The following is a 20,843-nucleotide window of genomic DNA, read 5'->3' as shown; positions in this document are numbered from 1 at the left end:
TCCTTAGATTATTTCTCAACAACCTTCGGTGATGCTTCATTACTGGGTTGTAGTTGATTATTGATTACGACCTGACTGCCATTTTTAAGCTTTAACTGACCACTGGTCACTATAACATCCCCTTTGTGTAAACCTTTTAACACTGCAATTTGATCACCACGTGTATCACCAATAGTGACAAAAACCTGTTTCACCACAAGAATTGGTTGATTTTTATTGTCCTTTTTTCCACTGTCTTTAACCAAGTAAACAATGTCTCCATAAGGATTAAACGTAATTGCTGACTGCGGTACGGTAAGATAGCTTTGTTTGTTTCCCACATCCACTTCGACTCGTGTAAACATCCCCGGCTTCAATTTGAAATCAGGATTAGGAAAAGTAGCCTCAACCTCTACGTTACGAGTTGCACTATCTACAATAGGTTCAATCGTGGTAATAGTTCCTTGAAAAACTTGGTTTGCAAAAGTATCGGTAACCATCTTAACTGTCTGCCCTAACTTGAGCTGAGCCAATGCTTGTTGCGGTAAATAGAAATCCGCATAAATAACATCTAAAGCCTGTAAACTTACTACAGTATCACCTACATTAAGATATTGCCCTGGATTAACGTTTCTAACACCCAATTGTCCTGAAAAAGGCGCGCGTATGGTTTTCTTTTCTACGGTTGCTGCTTGTTCTTCAACTTGAGCTTGCAAATTTCGCAGATTCCACTCATCAGTATCTAGTGTTTGCTTACTTACAGCATGCACGGCATATTGAGCTTTATCTCGTTTGTAGGTAATTTTTGCTAATTCAACTTGTGCCTGCAATGAATGCAATAGCCCCAATTCGGTCCCCGCATTTAATTGCACTAAAACAGAACCCTTTTTCACGGCAGAACCAGGTCTAAAAGAGATTTTTTGCACCATACCAGCAAGTTCCGTCGTCACATTCACCCCAAGAACAGCACGTAGACTGCCTACTGCTTTTAGAGTAGGTTGCCATAAAGAAGGCTCAACCTTCATCGTCGAAACAGTAACTGCAGGTGCTTGGGACTGAGAAAGATATTTTTTCAGCATATAGCTGCTAAAAACTTTCCAACCAAAAATAAAGCTAAAAAGAATACCTACAGCAATTAGCATAATGACCATTTGTTTTTTTAAGAAAATCTCTTTCATCATAGACACTCTTTGACACACCAGGGTTTATGCCACCAGCCGCCACCCAAAGCTTGGAATAATGCCGCAGTATCGTTATAACGTGTCGCTTGTGCTTGAATACGACTAATACGCGTCTGTTGGTATTGCTGTTGTGCGTTTAATAAATTGATATAACTGACTGCACCTAAACGATATTGTTTGAGAGTCAGATTAAGAGATGCTCGCGCGGCATCTTCAGCTCTTATTTGGGCTTGCAATGTACGTGCATCTACCTCCAATCCTCTTAAAACATCGGCCACATTCTGGAATGCTTGTAACACAACCTGCTGATACTGCGCTGCGCTTTGTTGATAAGCAGCAATTGCTGCACGCCGTTGGGCAAATAATGCACCTCCATGAAATAGGGGTTGCAATACCGTCCCCATTGCCGACCAAGTATTGTGCCTTGCGACAAAGAGTTGAGACCAGGAAGTATTAAGCCATCCTTCATTGGCACTAATGGTAAATTGTGGGAATAAATTAGCTGTAGCAACACCTACTTGCGCGCAAGCTGCATGCAATAACGCTTCAGAAGCGCGTACATCGGGACGTTGGCGAACAAGATTTGAAGGCAAACTCATCGGTAATTCTGTAGGTAACTTTAAACGATCTAAACGAATAGTAGGTAAAGGTCCATCTGGAAATGCACCTACTAAGGTAGATAATGCATGCTTCGCCTGCGATAAACTTTTTTGCAACGGAGGCAAAGTTGCTTTTGATTGTTCCAATAAAGTTTGTTGGGTTAATACATTTTCTTTTGAAACACCCCCTAAAAGATATTGCTTGTTTAGTAAGTTAAGAATTCCCTGTTCTGCCTGAATCAATTCAACAGTTGCTTCAATTTGTGCTTGATAAGAAGCAACCGCTATAGCAGTGGTCACTATGTTAGAAGTTAATGTGAGATAAGCGGCAATGACTTCAAACTGTTGATAATCAACTTGTGCACGCAATGCTTCGATTTGTCGGCGCGCCCCTCCAAAAACATCCACCGTATAAGATAAATTAAACGACGTGTAATAAAGACTAAAAGTAACACTTTCCGATGGCTGACCTATTTGCACCCCTGAATAACGTTGTCTTTGCAAGGCATCACTCACATCTATTGCAGGCCACATTGAATTACCAATTTGTTCTTTTAAATTTTCCTGTGCCTGACGCAATGCGGCAGAAGCTGCAGCTAAAGTGGGGCTATTGGCTAAGCCTGTATGTATTAATTGATTAATTTCAGGAGAGCGATAAAGCTCCCACCACAAAATAGGAATGTCTTTATTGGAAATAAATGCTTGCTGTTGGCCTCCTGCTCCAGCAGTTTTTACCGTTTTATTGGGTAATGGTTTTTCAGTATAACGTTTGACCTTTGGCGGAGCAGGAGAATGAAAGTTTGGGCCAACCATACAAGAAGTATGAAGAAAAGCACTGAGAAGCATGCCACTTATCAATCTTATACGATGTCTAGAACCAAGCACTAATTACATTCCCTTGCCAATCATGTAAAATTAATGACTAATTTAACATGAATTAGGATGAGTTGACAGTTTCAGACATTGTTTTACTCCTTTCCTTCCTCAAATTAATTGAAGCACAACAAAAATTGAGTAATTAATAATTATTTAGGGTAATTATTTACCTAAGAATTAGGAGCAAAAAATCGTAGGATTCAAGCGCAATACCAGAAATAGTTTCTCTTGAGCCTCAAAGCTGATTTTCCAATAAAGAAGCATCAATAATAACAACCACGCGCTCCATTGACTTAAGGTGTTTGTCATTTTCGCAAAAGCAGGAACCCATTTCTATTTTAACGTAAGTTCGGGATAAGACAGCGAATCATTACCCCGGTACATTTGAGCTGAGGAAGTATACCTTCCCGAAGCCATTTGTATGCTCCTGACGATGCTCACGCATCTCTTCAGCCCTGATCGGAACCAGATCCATACCTCACGTTATTTGAGCATTGTGCCTCTATCAAAATGGGTGCCCGTTCTGCAAACAACCCACTATATATTTATTAGATCCAAACAGTTAGGTATTAACCATCCGCTAAATCATAAAAAAATTTAGTGTGCTGCTCTTTGTATATCTTTACCCACATGAGACACATCTTTACCAAATCCATTTACTGTTCCACAAGCACTTAAGCATCCAAGTGTTGTTAAAACAATACCCACCATCACTATTTTTCTTAATATATCCATGATTTTCCTCTCTTTTGCTTTTTATTTAGTCCTACTTAAATTATTCTAGCCCATATTTTATAAACTTAAAAATCCAGAAATTCTTTTCATGATCAATAAGCCGGTTGATCCTTAATGTTTTTCTTTTAAAATCTTGATAAAGTACGAAACCTGATATAAAAAGGGATTTAAATGTGCGCATAATCTTCATCATCAGTCTATTAAGTGCGTTAACAGTAACGGGCTGTTCTTTATTTGGTGAAATACAGACCAAGACAAAACCCATTAAAACGGATAATTTATCCGTGAAGCATATTTATAGAATTCCTAAAAATAAATCAAGATCTTATTTTAAACATTTTAATGATCCACAATTGGATCAACTCATTTCCGTAGCACTTGTGGACGCTCCCAACATACATAGTGCTAAAGCACGCGTTGACCGCGCTCAACAGCTTGCAAAAATGGCCTATTCAACACTTTGGCCAGCAATTAACCTTGATGGAGCTTTGGAAAAAGCATACTTCCCCATACATGGAACCATACCTCCCGATCTACGCCCTCTTCTAACCAGAATCAATCAAGCAAACATTGCAGATATTGGTTTCAAATTTAATTATGAACTTGATTTCTGGGGAAAAAACAGAGAAAACTTAGCAAGCAAAATCAGTGAATCCTTTGCCGCACAAATGGATCTGGCTGAAACTCGACTGGTATTAAGTGCAGCAGTTGCAACAACTTATTTTGACATACAAAATAATATTACCCAGCAACGCTTAGCAAAGGAAAATGTGCGATTATTAAAACAACTTGCAGATATCATCTTAGACCGTGCAAAACATGGCATCACATCGAATATCCCAGTAAAAACTGCATTAGCAAATTACCAAACAGCCATACTCTCTGTAGAAGATTTCAAACGAGCAGAGATGCAATCACGCCATCAACTGGCTGTATTAATGGGAAAAAATCCTTTTTCTACTCAAGTTGATGTCGCCGCTTTTGCATATGACAAAAAGCAACTGATTCTCCCAGAAATAATTCCTGCAAATATTCTTGCCCAACGACCTGATATTGCTTCGGCACGCGCACTTACAGAATCTGCAGCACATCAAATAAATGTCGCTAAAACTGCATTTTTTCCCAACATAAATTTGAGAGGTTTATTAAGCGTACAAAGCGTTTATTTTAATAAGGCTTTTAATGTATGGTTTGAAAATGACAATGTCAGCGCCGCTTTTGATTTACCTATTTTTGATGCAGGAGCTCGGCGAGCAAACCTTGGCGTAAGCTATACCCAATACGAACTTGCAGTGAATCAATATAATCAAACAATTTTAAATTCCTTACAACAAGTTAGTGATCAATTATCTACCTTAAAAACACTTAACGCACAAATTACTGCCCAAAACCAAGCATTCAATACTACAGAATCCAATTACAAACTGTTCCAAGCACGATATACTCAAGGAATTATTGATTACCCCCAACTTATTGACATCAAACAATTATTAATACAGCAAAAAGCGATGTTACAACAGTTACAGACTCGTCAAAAACAAGCTTTTATAGCTTTATTAACAGCTTTAGGTGGAGAGCTCTAGATCATGGCTGAAAATAAAGAAACTGAAACTAAAAAAGAAGGGGCAACACCAGAGACCTTACATAAACGTAAAATCGCCATGCTAATACTCGGCGGCGTCTTTTTGTTTATTGCCTTACTATGGCTTACCTATTGGTTGATTTGGGGACAATTTGAACTTTACACGGATGATGCATATATCAATGGCAATATGGTACAGCTCATGCCACAAGTTGCAGGTACTGTAATTGAAATAGATACTGATGAAACTCAATTAGTTATTGAAGGGCAAACTATAATTAAATTGGATTCTGCTGACTATAAAGTCGCTTTACAAAAAGCTAAAGCAGATTTAGCTCAAGCGGTCCGCCAAGTTCGCCAATATTTTGAAAATGCAGCTCAGGCACGACAAAAAGTAATTTTGGATAAAGCCAATTTGATTCAAGCCCGGCTCGATCTGCAACGGCGACAAGGATTAATGGGTAATCGGGCAGTATCTCGTGAAGAAATGCAACATTATAAAACGGCTTTGGAAGCGGCTCAAGCAACCTATGATCTTTCATTGCATCAATTAGACGCCGCCTTAGCATTAGTCGAAAACGCACAACTCTATACTCATCCGCTTGTAGAAACTGCCAAAGCAAATTTAAAAAAGGCTTATTTGGATTTGCAGAGAACGACCATTAAAGCCCCTATTACCGGTTATGTTGCTAAACGTAGTGTTCAGCCTGGTCAGCAAGTAGCAATGAATTCGGTAATGTTAGCAATTATTCCGTTACACGATACGTGGATTGATGCAAATTACAAAGAATCAGCACTTAATGATATCCGTATCGGTCAGCCCGTTACTATTTATGCTGATGCGTATCCTGGAATTACATATCATGGCAAAGTTGTTGGATTAAATGCAGGGACAGGTTCAGCCTTTGCATTATTGCCCCCACAAAATGCAACCGGAAACTGGATTAAAATAGTACAAAGACTTCCTGTGCGCATTAGTTTAAACCCTGATGAATTGCAAAAAAACCCGTTACAACTAGGGTTGTCTATGCGCGTTACTATTGATATTCACAATTTAAAGGGAAGTAGACTCCCTAAAAAGTCAGAACCTCAATTTAAATTTCAAACAAAAGTTTACCAAAAACAGTTAGCAGAGGTGGAGCCACTTATTAACGACATTTTACAAGCGAACTCCCCAGATATGTTTTTACCCAGGAGCAAATCATAATGACTGATCTACCACCTCTTACTGGCAGTAGATTGATCTTAATGACAGTGTCATTGTCTTTAGCAATTTTCATGAATGTCTTAGATATTTCTATTGCTAATGTAGCCATTCCAACCATTGCAGGAGATCTAGGAGTAAGTCCTGATAATGGCACTTGGGTTATCACCTCATTTGCAGTCAGTCAAGCCATTATGTTACCGCTTACAGGGTGGCTTGCAAAACGTTTTGGCGAAGTACGTCTTTTTGTTTTTTCCACCGCATTATTTACCATCGCATCCGTACTCTGCGGATTATCTATGAATTTAGAGATGCTGGTTTTTTTTCGGGTAATTCAAGGTGCTGTTTCAGGACCTATGATTCCATTATCACAAAGTATCTTACTTGCTAATTATCCCCCAGAAAAAAGAGGGCTGGCGACCGGTATCTGGGCTATGACTGCTGTTGTAGGCCCAATATTTGGCCCCATTATGGGTGGAATCATCACTGACAATTATACTTGGCCATGGATTTTTTATATTAACGTACCCGTTGGGATCTTTTCTGTTATCTTCACAATGATAACACTTAGTGGTAGAGAAACCCCTACTGCTAAATTACCCATTGATTATATAGGATTACTGTTATTAACCATTGGTATTGGGTGTTTGCAAGTTTTATTAGATAAAGGATACGATTCAGACTGGTTTCATTCTAATTTTATTATTACTTTAGCAATTATCTCCACCGTCACACTAAGCTTTTTAATTGTTTGGCTTCTCACTCAAAATAATCCTATTATCGATTTGCGTTTATTTATGCTACGAAATTTTTCAATAGGAACGATAAGTCTTACTTTGGGCTTTCTTGTTTATTTTGCCACTGTGGTTATTTTCCCATTATGGCTACAAACGCAAATGGGCTACACTCCAACCTGGGCAGGTCTTGCAGTTGCCCCAGTAGGAATTTTACCCTTTTTTTTAACGCCTATTGTAGGCAATTACATGGGTAAATTTGATTTACGAATTATTATCAGCATTGGCTTTATTGTATTTACACTTACGTCTATGTGGCAGTCTACTTTTTACACTGATATCGGTTTTATTCAATTAATCGAACCTCGATTCCTTCAGGGGATTGGACTTGCATTTTTCTTTACCCCATTAATTGCTTTAATTTTAGCTGAACTACCTCCTGAACGACTGGCCAGCGCCCTCGGACTTGCTAATTTCTTTCGCATCTTAGGCAGTAGTTTTGGCACATCAATCAGTCTCACTTTGTGGAACAATAGAGAAGCATTACATCAAAGTCAGCTTGTTGAGCAAATAACTGCATATAATCCTTTAGTCCAAAAAACTACAGAACAACTGCATACGGTAGGCATATCAGGCATAAAAAGCTTTGGAATTATCTATACAACGGTCATTAACCAAGCCTATATGTTAGCCACCAACGATATTTTTAGACTTGCTGCTTGGATTTTTATCTTTTTACTCATCATAATTTGGTTCGCAAAACCAACTTTTGCCAGTGCATCAAAAGGCTTTGCAGCTGAATAGTTTAATGATTGTTTTATACTCAAGACTTCCCTATAATTTGCCCTGATTTTAACAATAAAAATAAAAAGGTGCTCCGAAATGAAAAAATGGATGGTACTGGCAGCAAGCTTAATGATGAGCAATGTACATGCAGAACAATCTTGGTGTGGTTATAAAGATTATTTTCGTATCTACAGTGCATCTCACCCTGGTGTCGTTATTACACATGGGTATAGTGATCAAGATGTACTGCTGCAAATATTAGGTCCTCATAGTTTTGAGATCACTGACTCGTATCAATGTCACGCTGGCTATGCTCTAGTGACTGTTGGTGATGAGCAAAACAACTGGTGTGTCCTCGATATTAAAGATGGCCCATTAATCAATCATCCCGTAGTTCACGCTTCTTGCAATGGATTACGTTATGTTAGTACCCAGTATGATGGTTTTAATACTTACTCTTATACGATTTATCTTGATTAGAAGAATACGCTTCGCAGTGTAGGTGAAGTCAAGTCGTAAGCATTCACGCCTCATGCACCGAAAGGTTACGTGTGGCGTATGTTGAATGAAAATGTAATAGGTCACCCCTAATAAACTTCAAAGAAGTTTATTAGGGGAGCTCATCTTCAATATATTTCAAAGCGCAGAGGGTCAAAAGATCCCCCAAGATAGAGAAATATCTTATGGATTTTTGTGTTAAAACAAATAAAATAACCGATCATTCATGCACTTAAATATTTTTTAATGAACGTACACTTACCTGAGACAATAGCGGACTGTCATGAGTTGATAAAACGACTTGTTGAGATCACTGATGCATTAGTTTTACGGGTTGAACAGTTAGAACAAGAAAATAAAGCACTTAAAGAGCGCTTGGATAATAATTCATCGAACTCATCGAAACCGCCCTCACAGGACTTTAAAAAGAAAAAGACTAAAAAGAAGCCCAACCCGAATAAGGGTGGAGGAGTTAAAGGACATCAAGGGCATTTTCGAGAGTTGTTGTCAGTAGAAGAAGTGGATGAGGTTGTATCCTGTAAATTGCCAAAGCGCTGTATTTGCGGTGAAAAGAACATAAAAAACCAAGAGGTGTTAAGACACCAAGTCTATGAACTACCCCTAATAAAGCTCAACATCACTGAATATCAGTTAGAAAAAGGAACGTGTGTTTGTTGCGGCAAGAAGCGACTGGCCACTTTACCTAACGGCATTACGAGGGGTATAACAGGTCCCCGATTAACGAGCTTGATGTCCCACATGCTCTCAAAATACAAGTTGTCTCGTCGAGGACTTCAATCTTTTTTAAGCGAGCAGTTCTCATTTACTCTAAGCATGGGGTGTATTTATAAAAAACAACGCCTCGTTAGCGATGCGCTAAAAGAACCTGTAGCCGATTTATTCAATCAAGTGAAAGAAAGCCCCTGTGCGCATATGGATGAAACAGGGCATCGCCGGGACGGGCTCAATCAATGGCTTTGGGGAATGATGTCCGAATCAGCTGCTTTTTTCTCTGTTGAGCCTTCTCGAGGGAAGAAAGTGATTGATTCCTTAATGGGGGCGTTTGATGGCATTCTTGTTTCCGATCGCTATGCCGGATATAACTATTTTCCCAGTGATAAGCGTCAAATCTGTTGGGCTCATTTAAAACGCGACTTCACGAAACTTTCTGAGAAACAAGATAAACCAATTGCTCGTATAGGAAGTGAGTTATTAAGTTGCCAAGCTGATTTATTTGAACTGTGGCACCAATACAAACAAGGAGGTTTCTCTCGTTGGGAGCTCATACGAAAAACTAAGTTCATCCGGCATAAGGTAGGGGAACTTCTGGAGCAAGGGACTTATACAGACCCCAAATTAAGAATCGTGCGGTTTTGCTCAAACCTATTGACGCATTTTGATGCCTTATGGACTTTTATTTTTAATGAAAATGTAGCGCCAACAAATAATCATGCCGAGCAATGCTTAAGGCCTGCGGTGATTTGGCGGAAAAATTATTTTGGTACACGATCGGATTATGGTTCTGACTTCGTAGCCAGAACCATGTCTCTTATTACTTCCTGCAGATTACAAGCGAAAAGTGCTTTTGATGTCTGCTACCAGATTTTGACTGACTACTTCTCGGGACAAAAATCTCTGGTTTTTGCTAACCCCACGTGACCTATTACATGAAAATAGCATCGCAAAATACGCACAAACAAGGTGAAAGATCCTCCTCTAGCCTGTTCCGCTACTTTGCTTCAAGTTTTGTCTTTATCAACCCCAAGAGTTGAATGGTCTTTATGTAAATGAATTACCGTTTTTTTGCGGTATGAGAGAGAGCAAAAGCAGTTCTTCTTTGTCCCATATCTAAAGACCAACCGCCCCCTAAAGCTTTAATTAATTGCACACTAGCAATTTGGCGGCGCGTACGTATATTGACTAATGAAAGTTCTGATTGTAGTGCTATATTCTCGACAACCACCACTTGCAGAAAAGTAACTAATCCACCTTTATATCGATAAATCCCCTGATTCCAAGCTCTTATAGCAGCACGAGTTGCAGCTTCTTGAGTGTGAATTTCCTTATCTAACTGGTGAATGGCTATGAGACTATCTTCTACATCTTGGAAAGCAGTGAGAACTGTTTGCCGATACTGCGCCACTGTTTCAAAATACTGTGCTTTAGCTTGATTTAATAATCCACGTAAACGCCCTCCATCAAAAAGAGTTTGCTGCACTAAAGGCTGATATAATGTGAATAAGCTAAAGGGCCCCAGAGACCAGAAGAGACTGGGTTTTGAAAAAAGATTTGAAAAACTCTGACTTTGAAAACCACCTGTGCCCGTTAAGTTAATCACAGGAAAAAAAGCAGCTCGGGCTACACCAATAGTGGCATTCGCAGCCTGTACGCGCGATTCTGCTGCCACAATATCAGGTCTGCGCTCTAGAAGAGTTGAAGGCAAATTAGGGCTAATTGCAAGTAAACTCTTTGGTAGTTTACCTGGAGCTATGGAAAACTCGCTTGGTATTTGTCCTACTAAAACCGCAATCGCATGTTCTAATTGCGCTCGTTGTAACCGTATGTCAGCAGCCAATGTTTTTGCATTTTCTAGTTGGGTTTCAGCCTCATCAACATTCGCAATAGGCGCAACCCCTCCTTGATATCGTTGTTTCGTTAAATAAAGGGCTTTTTGATACGCAATAACGGTCGTATCCAAGATACGTTGTGCCTCATCATTTCCTCGTAATGCAAAATAATTATTTGTAAGTTCAGCCTGCAAACTCAAACGGACTGAAGCCATATCGGATGCACTAGCCTGAGCAAGGCTTTCACTTGCCTTAACTGCGTTACGAATACTTCCCCATGCATCAACCTCATACGCCAGATACCCACCTACTAAAACGTTATTAAAAAGAGATTGTTTCGCAGGATTTGCTATAGTATTTGATGTTTGCTCTCTATTTCCATTTAATAAACCCTGAACATTAGGATAAAAATTGGAACGAGCAATTTGAACTATAGAAATCGACTCTTGGAAACGAGCATAAGCCAACTTTAAATCTTGGTTTGCTCTATTTAGCTGTTTTTGCAGATCATTTAAAACGGGATCATGAAAGGCTTCCCACCAAGCATTCGGAGCTATCAATTTAGGTGTTGATTTAATTTCTATCCATTGCCCCGGCTCTTTAAAATGCTCTGGAATAGGCATCGCGGGTCGCTGATAATTTGGCGCTAAGGAGCAACCTGCTAATGCACAAACAAATACACCTACACTAATCAATTTACTCATGAAACAACCCGCACCGTTTCTCCATTGATAATCCCATCCGGAGGATTCAGTATAATTCGATCTCCAGGCATAACACCTGTGGCGATTTCAATCTTAGAACCAAAATCACGACGAACAGTAATGGACTTGAGCACCACTTTATTATCCTTGTCTAAAGCAGCTACTTGTAATCCCTGGGCACGAAAAAGTAAGGTATTCACCGGTAAAATCACTGTATTAGGTGGAACATCCAAAGTAAACAATACTTCAGTATAACCTCCAGGCAATAGCTCGCCCTTTTTGTTTTTAGTGGTAAATTGAGCCAATAAAGTACGTGTTTTAGGGTCAATAGCATGTGCTGTTTCAAATAATTTAGCAGGAAATGTCTGCTTCGGATGCTCCGCAAAATTCAACGTTACCGCCATATTAGGCTTAATACGAGCAGAGTAGTATTGCGGAATTTTTACATAAATTCGTAGAGGGCTCGTCTGAGCAATGCGAAATAAAGGTGGTGTACTAGTACTACTTCCTGCATCAATAAGATCACCTATATCCGTTGCACGATCTGTAATCACCCCATCAAATGGTGCTATAACGCGCTCAAAACCAACTAACTCTTGCAAGCGTTGAAGATTAGCCTGAGCTGCATACACTGCGGCCTCTTGAGCAGCTGCAATGCTCACTTTTTCATCAGTTTCTTGTTGTGATACAGACTCCGTTTTTACTAAATGACGCCAACGTTTTGCAGTAATTTGTGCGATTTTATTATTAGCAATTGCAACCTTTAAATCAGCTCTTGCTTGACGTTCTTGAGCGTCAAGCTCAGGAGTTTCTATTACGGCAAGCAGATCTCCTGTTTTAACACGACTACCAATATCTACATACCATTGTTTCACATACCCATTCGTGCGGGCATAGATAGGTGACTCATGCCAAGCTTGAACATTCCCGGGTAAAACTATTCGATCCATGCCTGTTTCTTGTTCTGCCGTCATTACCCTTACCACAGGTACAGCGTCAGCTCTAGTCTCATTGCGCAAACGAATAGATGCATAAACACGCAAAAAAATAATAAGAAGCAGAATCAATAAAAACACAGCCAGAGCGATAATTAATCGTTTATGCCTATGTTTATGTAAATGGGAGTGAATTGTTTTAAGCATGCTCTTTCCTTTGCTTTTTCTTCAAATTACGCTCATGAATTACATAAAAAACAGAAGGGACAAAAAAAAGCGTAGCTAGGGTAGCAAATGATAAACCACCGATTACTGCTCGTCCTAATGGAGCATTCTGCTCGCCTCCATCTCCCAATCCTAACGCCATGGGAAACATACCAATAATCATCGCTAAAGCAGTCATCATCACTGGTCTTAAACGCGTCTTCCCTGCTTCAAGAGCAGCTTGCATTGGATTATTTTCTGTAGCCAAATGATCTCTGGCAAAGCTAATAATAAGGATACTATTTGCCGTTGCAACCCCCATACACATAATTGCACCAGTCAAAGCAGGCACACTTAATGGAGTATGAGTCATAAATAACATCCAACTAATTCCCGCAATTGCAGCAGGTAATGCAGTGATAATAATAAAAGGATCCGTCCATGATTGAAAATTAATCACAATTAATAAATAAACCAATAAAATGGAGAAAGCCAACCCCCAATAAAGCCCGCTGAACGCATGCTCTTTAGTATCAATTTGACCACGAACAACTACCGACGATCCTTTAGGAACGTTCTTTTTAGTTTGATCAATAACTTTCTCAATATCACTTGCTACTGAGCCCAGATCTCTATCTTGTATTGTTGCAAAAATATCAATTACTGGCTGAACGTTGTAATGTGATTCAACAACTGAAGTCCATGTACGTTTCACTGTGGCAAAAGCCCCCAAAATTTGCAATTGACTCGGTATTGTTAAACTTCCAATAGGAATATTACGTAAATCGTTTAATGAAGTCATTACATATTGAGGTGCCTGAGTCACAATAGGGTAAGAAACGCCATTGCGAGGATCCAACCAAAATGTGGGTGTGGTTTGAAAACTACCTGATAAGGTCACCAACAAATCAGAAGCAACATCGTATTGGGTAAATCCTAGCTCACGGGCCAAACTACGATCCACATCAACAAAAAACTCAGGATAATTATTTTTTTGTCTTATCCGCCCATCAACAAGGCCCGGAATCAATTTTAGCTGATTTAATAATTTATTGGCATATTCAGCATTTTCCTTTTTCTTTAAACCAATGACCTGAATATTAATCGGAGAAGGTAAACCAAAATTAATAATTTGATTGACGATATCTGCAGGTAAAAAAGCAAAGGTTACTGAGGGAAAATGTTCTCGTAAAATCGATCTAAGCTGACGCACATAATCAGAACTAGGACGATGCCCTTCTTTTAGAGAAATTAAAATATCAGCATCTTCGGGTCCATTCGTCGCTGAATTACTGTACGACAAATTAATTCCACTTGTAGGTAAACCTATATTATCAACAATACTTCCTAAGTCTTTAGGAGGGATTACTTGACGAATAAGCGTATCAATATCATCTACAGTTCGTGCGGTTTCTTCCACTCGCGTCCCTGTTGGAGCACTAATATGTAACTTGATTTGTCCAGCATCCACATCAGGAAAAAAATTCGAACCCAGCCATGGCCATAGCAATACTATTGAAACGCCAACAAATCCTAAAAAGCAGGTAATAAAAATTTTAGCATTATTTAATACCCAAGAAAGCGTATCAAAATATCGGGAACGTAAAAGTGCAAACTTTTCTTCAAACTTTCCATGAACACGCTCCAAAAGACTTTTCTTTTTTTCTTCTTCAACATGGAGCTCATGCTTACGTAACCAATATTTCGCTAAGGTGGCAACGAGAGTCCGTGATAATATATAGGACATAAGCATGGCAAAAATTACCGCCTCAGCTAAGGGTACAAATAAATATTGCGCAACCCCACCAAGAAAAAACATGGGCACAAAAACAATACAAATACACAAAGTTGATACAAGCGCGGGTATCGCAATTTGTTTTGCTCCATCGAGAATAGCTTGTTCTACTTCTTTACCTTGTTCCAAATTCCAGTTAATGTTTTCAATAGCTACTGTAGCGTCATCCACTAAAATTCCCACCGCTAGGGCTAACCCCCCTAAGGTCATAATATTTATTGTTTCGCCCAATGCAGAAAGGAGAGTTATCGAGGTAATAATTGATAGAGGAATTGACAAAGTGATGATCAAAGTACTACGCATGCTTCCTAAAAAGAGCAGAATCATTAACCCTGTTAATACCGCAGCGATTATTCCCTCTGTAATTACCCCACGAATAGCGGCGGTGACAAAAATGGATTGATCTGCAAAATAAGACAATTGCAGTCCATCAGGTAACATATCCTTTATTTTAGGAATCATACCCTTAACCCGGCTAACAATATCCAGTGTTGATGCATTTCCAGTTTTTTCTATAGACATCATTACTGCCCGATGTCCATCTACTCTCACGATATTCGTTTGTGGTGCGAAGCCATCACGCACATGCCCTACATCACGAATATACAATACACGGCCAGGCGTGGTTTTCACAGGCACATCATTTAATTCAACTGCAGCAAGAGGACTACCATTGAGTTTAACAATATATTCATACTCACCTATTTTTTGCGTACCTGCAGGAATAATAAGGTTTTGGGCAAGTATTGCCTCATTTACTTCTTTAGCAGAAATACCATAAGTTTGCATCGCTTGTGTATCTAGATCGACCATAATTTGTCGAATTTTACCGCCATAAGGATAAGGTAGTGAGGCACCTTGAACCGTTGCAAGCTGAGTACGAATGAAGTTATTTCCTATATCATTTAACTTCTGTTCAGGAATTGTTGAACTCGATAACACCAATTGTAATACAGGGACAGTTGAAGCCTTATAGCTTAAAATTAAAGGAGGTAAAGTCCCTGGCGGTAAGTTACGCAACATAGTTTGAGCGATTGCAGTGACTTGACTTAAAGCCATATCTACATTCACTCCTTTTTGAAAATACAATTTAACCACGCTTACCCCAATCAGCGATTGGGATTCGATGTGTTCAATATCATTAACAGTAGTAGTGACTGCGCGCTCGAAAACGCTGGTAATACGATCGCCCATTTCATCAGGAGGTAATCCGGTGTAAGTCCATACCACGCTAACAACTGGAATATTGATATCAGGAAAAATATCAGTGGGGGTACGCATAATTGCTAAAGGCCCAATGATAAGAAGCATAAGAGCCATAACAATAAACGTGTAAGGTCGCGAGAGAGCAATCCATACAATCCACATACATATCCATACTGCTAAATTAAAAGAGAAGGCATTATAGCAATGAAACAGATCAAAATTTAAGAATAAAATGAAATAAAAATCATCAATTAATTACCTTTGCATTAATTTTGTTTTTTCCATTTTTTTAGCTTGATATAACGTAGGATCTGCGGCTGTAATCACTGTTTGGAGATGGAATGATTGAAATGAAGAAATATAGAATGCCCTCTACTCAAAATAACCTTTTTCCTATGTCTGGATTCAACGAATAAGAGTCAATTATTTATTTAAATAACTCGATTACTTGCCCACATTGAACAAAACCAAGAAAGCCATGGGATTGAGCATCGGGTAATTTGCCATCATTATAGTGGTATAACCAAAACTTTGCTTTAATATTGGGATCAAGTGTATCTAATTGGTTAAAATGCGCATGTACTCCACTTGGCACCTCTAGCGTTTCACAATCATGAAAAATCAATGTTGCTTCTTGATAATATTTTTTAAAACGATCGGGGGTAAATTGGGTGTCAGTAGTGATAAAAAAATTTTTGTCATGATACTGTATATATAAACCATAACTTGGCATTAATTTCTTATTAGAATGAATATGAACTGTTTTAATTAAATTCAAATGCAATCCTTCCCATTGAAAAACCTGACCGTCATTTACAGTAGTCACCCTAAAGTAATCATTCAAGGTGGCCTCTTTTTCATTCAGCGTTTTTAAACCACCACTCAGGGAATGACTCCATAATGGGTGGACTAAATGTTCGTGTATAATTAGCTGAGGTGCCTTACTCTCCACCGCGAATTTACGTTGAAATGCAAGCCACTCTAAACCACCAATATGATCGGCATGCAAATGACTGATGTAAACTGCATCAATATCATGAGAGATATAATGGGCCCGAGATAAGGAAAAACGAATATCGGTCCCACAGTCTATTAATAATTTTTTACCTTTATCAGTGAGAAGAAGCATATTTGATTGAAAATTTTTAGAATCCGATCCTAAACCACTACCAGCTCCTAAGAATAATAGTTTCATGAATAAATCCCTGAGTTAAGTTAAAACTCGAGTCTGAGTTCTAAAAATCCCTTATTTAATATACTTCTTATTTTAATAAATACCCTTCTTATTTTAGAATAGCATTTAAAATCAGTTATTAGAAATAGCTCAATTAATATAAATAAGCTATTCTTCAACGTAAGTTGATAAAACTTTATCGCCAAATGCAAATCACAAAGCTCAATCTTAAAAATACCTATCTTTTAAAATATTTCTTCTTTTTTCTGATGCTTTCACTTTTAGGCTTAATAATCAGTTTATTTGCACTAAAACATATAGCGGTACAAGAGATTCTTGACGCCGATGAACGTTACCAATCCTATCTAATCGCTGATGGTCTTCGTCAAAGTTCTGATGACTTAACAGATATGGCAAGGCTTTATGTGATGACTGGAGAGAAAAAGTACCGTGATTATTATAATGAAATTCTATCAATACGAGAAGGAAAGTCCCCTAGGCCATTAAATTATGATGAGATTTATTGGGATTTAGTTATTGATAACAAACGCCCCCAGCCTTATGGTGAAAAAAAATCTATAGCTGCGATGATGCTAGAACAGAATTTCACCCTGAAAGAATTTGCTATGCTGACTGAAGTGGAACATAGAAGCAATGAGCTAGTAAAGTTAGAAATTAAAGCGATGAATATGGTTGAAGGAAAATATCAAGATAAGGATGGGAATTATACGATAATTGGCAAGCCTAATCCTCAACTCGCCCAAAGCCTGGTCTTTAGTGATGAATATGCACAAGCCAAATTAGGCATCATGAGACCACTTCAGGCTTTTTTTGCTCATGTTGAACATCGAACGTTACTTACCAATGAAAAAATTGATATTAAAATGTCGAGAATTATTATTTTGACGCTTATCTTCACATTTTTATCAACAATACTCATGATCTTCTTTATTATTCATGCTCTAAAATCTATCTCCAAAGTGAATGATGAAAATGATTTATTATTGTTGAATATTTTGCCCGAACCAATTGCGTCACGCTTGAAAATGGGAGAGGTAGATATTGCGGATGAGTTTTCCCAAGCGAGCGTCATGTTTGCAGATATTATCAATTTTACTCAGCTAACAGAACAATTAGGTGCTAAAAAAACTGTAAATATCTTAAATCGCTTGTTTGCAGAATTTGATAACCTCACTGAAAAATATCATGTTGAAAAGGTAAAAACTATAGGTGATAACTATATGGCTGTATCAGGTGTTCCTGAGCAAACTACAAGACATGCAATCAATATAGCAAACTATGCCCTAGCTATTCTGGAAAGAATGATGACCTTTAATCAAGAAAATAAGATGCAACTCCAATTTCGCATCGGCATTACTTATGGTACGGTGATTGCCGGTGTTATTGGACATAAGAAATTTGTTTATGACATCTGGGGTAATGTAGTCAATTTAGCAAGCCGATTGGAAGAAACATCCCTTCCTAATAAAATTCATATTTCAGAAAAAATGGCTTTTATGCTTGAGGATGAATTCATTATGGAACCAAGAGGAACCCTAGAAATGAAAGGGATTGGCACTCTAAGAACCTTTTTCCTACTTGGGAAAAAAGAAATATAGCACTTCGAATACACATCAGCCTCATTTATTGGGTGAACAGTATTAATAATAACTTAATTTTTATGTTGAATTCACGTTAATTGTTGGCACTTGGGACATATTCCATAAATGTTTAAAGCATGATCTGTCATCTGAAAATGCGCCCTATCCGCGATAGTTTTCTGCCTTTGCTCTATTATTTCATCAACAAATTCTTCCACACAACCACATTTAATACAGACTAAATGATCATGATGTTCACCCTGACTCAATTCAAATACTGAATGCCCCCCTTCAAAATTATGACGAGTAACTAATCCTGCAGCTTCAAATTGCGTTAATACACGATAAACTGTGGCAAGCCCAACATCTTCTCCTGTCTCTAGCAATGCTTTATAAACTCCTTCTGCACTTAAATGATGATTGGGAGATTGCTCTAAGATTTGTAATACTTTTAAACGTGGTAAAGTAATTTTTAATCCAGCATTTTTTAGCTGTTTACTTTCTTCCATTAGTGCTCCTCAATGCAATGAAGTTGTCTTAACTATTGCAGGTGTGTTTCATTAACTGACGTGTTATTATGGCGAAATTTTTCATGATAGGCAAAAAAATGAGAATAATAATTTTTCTACTTGGAATTGTATTTACTTTAACCCTAACTCAATGTACCTCGTTTGACCTTTCTCGACGTGTAGTACAACAAGGGAACCTATTACCAAAAGCAACTCTTGACCGTTTAAAAATCGGAATGAGCAAAAATGAAGTGGCTATATTGTTGGGAACAAGCTTATTGAGTCCTGTATTTAATCACGATCGCTGGGATTATGCATATACTTGGCGTAGGGGACATGGGGCGATTACCATGTCAACTTTGAGCTTATATTTCCATAATGACAGACTGACTCGTATTGAGCGAGATAAATTCAACCCAGGTGTAGGTACAGCGATCGCACACCCAGACATCAATCAAGAATAAATTATAGCGAATATCACTTTAATATTGCAGAAACACAGCATATGCGTTAAGTGAATCATATCAATTTAACGCATATAAAAGATCTCCCCATCTTCCGCAAAAGCGGCAGGTCTAAAAAACACGAAATCTGTTGCATTCTATGATTTATTTTTTTCAGAAAGAACATTTGCCTTTTTCCGTCGGCTTTCTTTAGGATCCAAAATCAATGGTCTGTATATTTCTATCCTATCTCCTTCTTTAAGCACATGCTCTAAAGAAACTTGTTTTGAAAAGATGCCCACAGAAAAACTGCGTGTTTCAGGATAAATTACATATATTTCTGATGCACAAAGCGCATCAGAAACTGTTGCTCCTAGTTTAAGCTCAAGTGTCCTATGTACAACAGCCTTTGTTAAAGGCACATAAACTACCTCAACCTTTATCATAAATTGTTTTTGCTCGCTCACAGAAAGAATCTACCATTTTATCAGTTACTTGCTCAAATACTGGTCCAAGAAGCATGGAAAACATTCGTCCTGCGAATTCAAACTCCAAGTCAAAAGAAATTTTACAACCCTCTTCTACCTCATCAAAACGCCAAAAACCTTCTAAATGACTGAATGGACCATCAACAAGTCGAATTTCTATCATTTTATTAATTTGGAGCCTGTTACGTGTAGTAAATGATTTACTCATTCCAGCAGCACCAATCACCAAAGTTGCCTGCACTTCATCTTCATCGCGATGGTGTACTAAGCTTTCTGAACAATAAGGTAGAAACTCGGCATAACGCTCTACTTCATTTACTAAAGCAAACATTTGCTCGCAAGTATAGTTAACAGTACGTGATTTCTTCACTATGGGCATTATGCTTCTCCCGCCACTTGTTTTAACCAAAAGCTAAGATCTTTAATTTCTTCGAAACACACTGAATGTTCCATAGGATATTTATGATAAGAAATATTTTTATATCCTTCATCCAATAGCCAATCTTTACTTAATTCAGTCCATTGAGGCAAGACCAGAGGATCATATTGACCAGAACCCATAAAAAAAGGCGTGCGTTTATCAAGTATTGGCCTATTATGTGCGGCTAAAGGTAAATAAGCAGACAAAGCAATTACCCCGGCTAACTGAGCTGGAGTATGAAGAGCTGTATGTAACGCCATAGCCCCTCCCTGTGAAAAGCCAGCTAAAAAAATCTGATTATATGAAAAACCCGCATTTAATTGCTCGTCCATAACCTTACGAATTAACAATTCAGACTGGCCAATTCCTTCTTTATCTTCCCTATCAATTAATTTCATACCTATAATATCATACCATGCAGGCATCACCATTCCACCATTAAGCGTCACCGGACGCTGAGGTGCATTGATAAATATATGGCGTAACACTATATCCGTCACTGTTAATTGATCTACTAAGCCCATCATATCGGAAGCATCAGCGCCAAGTCCATGCATCCAAATAACACATGCTTGAGCGTGATCCTCTGACTCATTTATAAACTCATTCAAAACCAATCCCC

Annotated in this window: 18 protein-coding genes; 7 read left to right on the top strand and 11 right to left on the bottom strand. The window is 38.4% G+C overall.

Going from position 1 to position 20,843, the window contains the following annotated elements; genetic code table 11:
- Window positions 1-8: 8 nt before the first annotated feature.
- The 3 genes from DYH34_RS02750 to DYH34_RS02740 form a co-directional block, all read right to left on the bottom strand.
- On the bottom strand, window positions 9-1,157 hold the full coding sequence (locus tag DYH34_RS02750; RefSeq protein ID WP_058464811.1) for an efflux RND transporter periplasmic adaptor subunit: 1,149 nt from the start codon (window positions 1,155-1,157) through the stop codon (window positions 9-11).
- Window positions 1,157-2,644, bottom strand: a complete 1,488-nt coding sequence (locus DYH34_RS02745) for an efflux transporter outer membrane subunit (RefSeq protein WP_238589486.1) — start codon at window positions 2,642-2,644, stop codon at window positions 1,157-1,159. Before DYH34_RS02745 ends, DYH34_RS02750 begins: the two co-directional genes overlap by 1 nt.
- Window positions 2,645-3,232: 588 nt before the next feature.
- Window positions 3,233-3,370 (bottom strand): entericidin A/B family lipoprotein, encoded by a 138-nt coding sequence (locus tag DYH34_RS02740; protein WP_058464807.1) that lies wholly within the window; start codon window positions 3,368-3,370, stop codon window positions 3,233-3,235.
- Between the two features lie 173 nt (window positions 3,371-3,543).
- Between DYH34_RS02740 and DYH34_RS02735 the strand changes: the two genes are divergently transcribed.
- The 5 genes from DYH34_RS02735 to tnpC all read left to right on the top strand — a co-directional run bounded on the left by DYH34_RS02735 (window position 3,544) and on the right by tnpC (window position 9,833).
- A complete protein-coding gene (locus tag DYH34_RS02735; RefSeq protein WP_058464806.1) occupies window positions 3,544-4,953 on the top strand; it encodes an efflux transporter outer membrane subunit in 1,410 nt (469 codons plus the stop codon).
- Between the two features lie 3 nt (window positions 4,954-4,956).
- On the top strand, window positions 4,957-6,159 hold the full coding sequence (locus tag DYH34_RS02730; RefSeq protein WP_058464805.1) for an HlyD/EmrA/EmrK family protein: 1,203 nt from the start codon (window positions 4,957-4,959) through the stop codon (window positions 6,157-6,159).
- Window positions 6,159-7,694, top strand: coding sequence for a DHA2 family efflux MFS transporter permease subunit (locus DYH34_RS02725; protein ID WP_058464804.1), 1,536 nt, complete (start codon window positions 6,159-6,161; stop codon window positions 7,692-7,694). Before DYH34_RS02730 ends, DYH34_RS02725 begins: the two co-directional genes overlap by 1 nt.
- 78 nt (window positions 7,695-7,772) lie before the next feature.
- On the top strand, window positions 7,773-8,156 hold the full coding sequence (locus DYH34_RS02720) for a hypothetical protein (protein ID WP_058464803.1): 384 nt from the start codon (window positions 7,773-7,775) through the stop codon (window positions 8,154-8,156).
- A gap of 264 nt (window positions 8,157-8,420) precedes the next feature.
- On the top strand, window positions 8,421-9,833 hold the full coding sequence (gene tnpC / locus DYH34_RS02715; RefSeq protein ID WP_058463826.1) for an IS66 family transposase: 1,413 nt from the start codon (window positions 8,421-8,423) through the stop codon (window positions 9,831-9,833).
- Window positions 9,834-9,966: 133 nt separating this feature from the next.
- Here tnpC and DYH34_RS02710 read toward each other — a convergent pair whose 3' ends face one another.
- From DYH34_RS02710 to DYH34_RS02695, 4 genes are all read right to left on the bottom strand, one after another.
- Window positions 9,967-11,445, bottom strand: coding sequence for an efflux transporter outer membrane subunit (locus DYH34_RS02710; RefSeq protein WP_058463827.1), 1,479 nt, complete (start codon window positions 11,443-11,445; stop codon window positions 9,967-9,969).
- Window positions 11,442-12,587, bottom strand: coding sequence for an efflux RND transporter periplasmic adaptor subunit (locus DYH34_RS02705; protein ID WP_058463828.1), 1,146 nt, complete (start codon window positions 12,585-12,587; stop codon window positions 11,442-11,444). Before DYH34_RS02705 ends, DYH34_RS02710 begins: the two co-directional genes overlap by 4 nt.
- Window positions 12,580-15,747, bottom strand: a complete 3,168-nt coding sequence (locus tag DYH34_RS02700; RefSeq protein ID WP_058463829.1) for an efflux RND transporter permease subunit — start codon at window positions 15,745-15,747, stop codon at window positions 12,580-12,582. Before DYH34_RS02700 ends, DYH34_RS02705 begins: the two co-directional genes overlap by 8 nt.
- A 265-nt stretch (window positions 15,748-16,012) precedes the next feature.
- On the bottom strand, window positions 16,013-16,780 hold the full coding sequence (locus DYH34_RS02695; RefSeq protein WP_058463830.1) for an MBL fold metallo-hydrolase: 768 nt from the start codon (window positions 16,778-16,780) through the stop codon (window positions 16,013-16,015).
- Window positions 16,781-16,965: 185 nt separating this feature from the next.
- On the opposite strand from DYH34_RS02695, the gene DYH34_RS02690 reads away from it, so the two are divergent.
- On the top strand, window positions 16,966-18,378 hold the full coding sequence (locus DYH34_RS02690) for an adenylate/guanylate cyclase domain-containing protein (protein ID WP_058463831.1): 1,413 nt from the start codon (window positions 16,966-16,968) through the stop codon (window positions 18,376-18,378).
- Window positions 18,379-18,449: 71 nt separating this feature from the next.
- Here the strand turns inward: DYH34_RS02690 and fur are convergent, their stop codons facing one another.
- On the bottom strand, window positions 18,450-18,869 hold the full coding sequence (gene fur / locus DYH34_RS02685; RefSeq protein ID WP_058463832.1) for a ferric iron uptake transcriptional regulator: 420 nt from the start codon (window positions 18,867-18,869) through the stop codon (window positions 18,450-18,452).
- A gap of 98 nt (window positions 18,870-18,967) precedes the next feature.
- Between fur and DYH34_RS02680 the strand changes: the two genes are divergently transcribed.
- The gene (locus DYH34_RS02680) at window positions 18,968-19,333 is read left to right on the top strand and encodes an outer membrane protein assembly factor BamE (RefSeq protein ID WP_420795572.1); all 366 of its coding nucleotides are present in this window, start codon (window positions 18,968-18,970) and stop codon (window positions 19,331-19,333) included.
- A gap of 137 nt (window positions 19,334-19,470) precedes the next feature.
- On the opposite strand, the gene DYH34_RS02675 is transcribed toward DYH34_RS02680, so the two are convergent.
- Genes DYH34_RS02675 through DYH34_RS02665 form a run of 3 tightly spaced genes read right to left on the bottom strand, consistent with a single transcriptional unit; the run spans window position 19,471 to window position 20,832 of the window.
- On the bottom strand, window positions 19,471-19,758 hold the full coding sequence (locus DYH34_RS02675; protein ID WP_058463834.1) for an RnfH family protein: 288 nt from the start codon (window positions 19,756-19,758) through the stop codon (window positions 19,471-19,473).
- On the bottom strand, window positions 19,745-20,179 hold the full coding sequence (locus DYH34_RS02670; protein ID WP_058463835.1) for a type II toxin-antitoxin system RatA family toxin: 435 nt from the start codon (window positions 20,177-20,179) through the stop codon (window positions 19,745-19,747). The genes DYH34_RS02675 and DYH34_RS02670 overlap by 14 nt, the downstream gene beginning before the upstream one ends.
- Window positions 20,179-20,832 carry an alpha/beta hydrolase gene (locus tag DYH34_RS02665; RefSeq protein ID WP_083502715.1) on the bottom strand — a complete coding sequence of 218 codons (654 nt, stop codon included), beginning with the start codon at window positions 20,830-20,832 and terminating at the stop codon, window positions 20,179-20,181. Before DYH34_RS02665 ends, DYH34_RS02670 begins: the two co-directional genes overlap by 1 nt.
- Between the last annotated feature and the right edge of the window lie 11 nt (window positions 20,833-20,843).

The organism is Legionella cincinnatiensis, from assembly GCF_900452415.1.
Taxonomy (GTDB): Bacteria; Pseudomonadota; Gammaproteobacteria; order Legionellales; family Legionellaceae; genus Legionella; species Legionella cincinnatiensis.
The sequence above is the reverse complement of the archived record's forward strand: the minus strand, read 5'-3'. Positions and strand labels throughout refer to the sequence as shown.

What these genes read in the sequence shown, in the direction of transcription:
- DYH34_RS02750 (WP_058464811.1), bottom strand. Translation starts at nt 1,157, where the DNA reads ATGAAAGAGATTTTCTTAAAAAAACAAATGGTCATTATGCTAATTGCT.
- DYH34_RS02740 (WP_058464807.1), bottom strand. Translation starts at nt 3,370, where the DNA reads ATGGATATATTAAGAAAAATAGTGATGGTGGGTATTGTTTTAACAACA.
- DYH34_RS02730 (WP_058464805.1), top strand. Translation starts at nt 4,957, where the DNA reads ATGGCTGAAAATAAAGAAACTGAAACTAAAAAAGAAGGGGCAACACCA.
- DYH34_RS02725 (WP_058464804.1), top strand. Translation starts at nt 6,159, where the DNA reads ATGACTGATCTACCACCTCTTACTGGCAGTAGATTGATCTTAATGACA.
- DYH34_RS02720 (WP_058464803.1), top strand. Translation starts at nt 7,773, where the DNA reads ATGAAAAAATGGATGGTACTGGCAGCAAGCTTAATGATGAGCAATGTA.
- tnpC (WP_058463826.1), top strand. Translation starts at nt 8,421, where the DNA reads ATGAACGTACACTTACCTGAGACAATAGCGGACTGTCATGAGTTGATA.
- DYH34_RS02710 (WP_058463827.1), bottom strand. Translation starts at nt 11,445, where the DNA reads ATGAGTAAATTGATTAGTGTAGGTGTATTTGTTTGTGCATTAGCAGGT.
- DYH34_RS02705 (WP_058463828.1), bottom strand. Translation starts at nt 12,587, where the DNA reads ATGCTTAAAACAATTCACTCCCATTTACATAAACATAGGCATAAACGA.
- DYH34_RS02700 (WP_058463829.1), bottom strand. Translation starts at nt 15,747, where the DNA reads ATGTGGATTGTATGGATTGCTCTCTCGCGACCTTACACGTTTATTGTT.
- DYH34_RS02695 (WP_058463830.1), bottom strand. Translation starts at nt 16,780, where the DNA reads ATGAAACTATTATTCTTAGGAGCTGGTAGTGGTTTAGGATCGGATTCT.
- DYH34_RS02690 (WP_058463831.1), top strand. Translation starts at nt 16,966, where the DNA reads ATGCAAATCACAAAGCTCAATCTTAAAAATACCTATCTTTTAAAATAT.
- fur (WP_058463832.1), bottom strand. Translation starts at nt 18,869, where the DNA reads ATGGAAGAAAGTAAACAGCTAAAAAATGCTGGATTAAAAATTACTTTA.
- DYH34_RS02680 (WP_420795572.1), top strand. Translation starts at nt 18,968, where the DNA reads ATGAGAATAATAATTTTTCTACTTGGAATTGTATTTACTTTAACCCTA.
- DYH34_RS02675 (WP_058463834.1), bottom strand. Translation starts at nt 19,758, where the DNA reads ATGATAAAGGTTGAGGTAGTTTATGTGCCTTTAACAAAGGCTGTTGTA.
- DYH34_RS02670 (WP_058463835.1), bottom strand. Translation starts at nt 20,179, where the DNA reads ATGCCCATAGTGAAGAAATCACGTACTGTTAACTATACTTGCGAGCAA.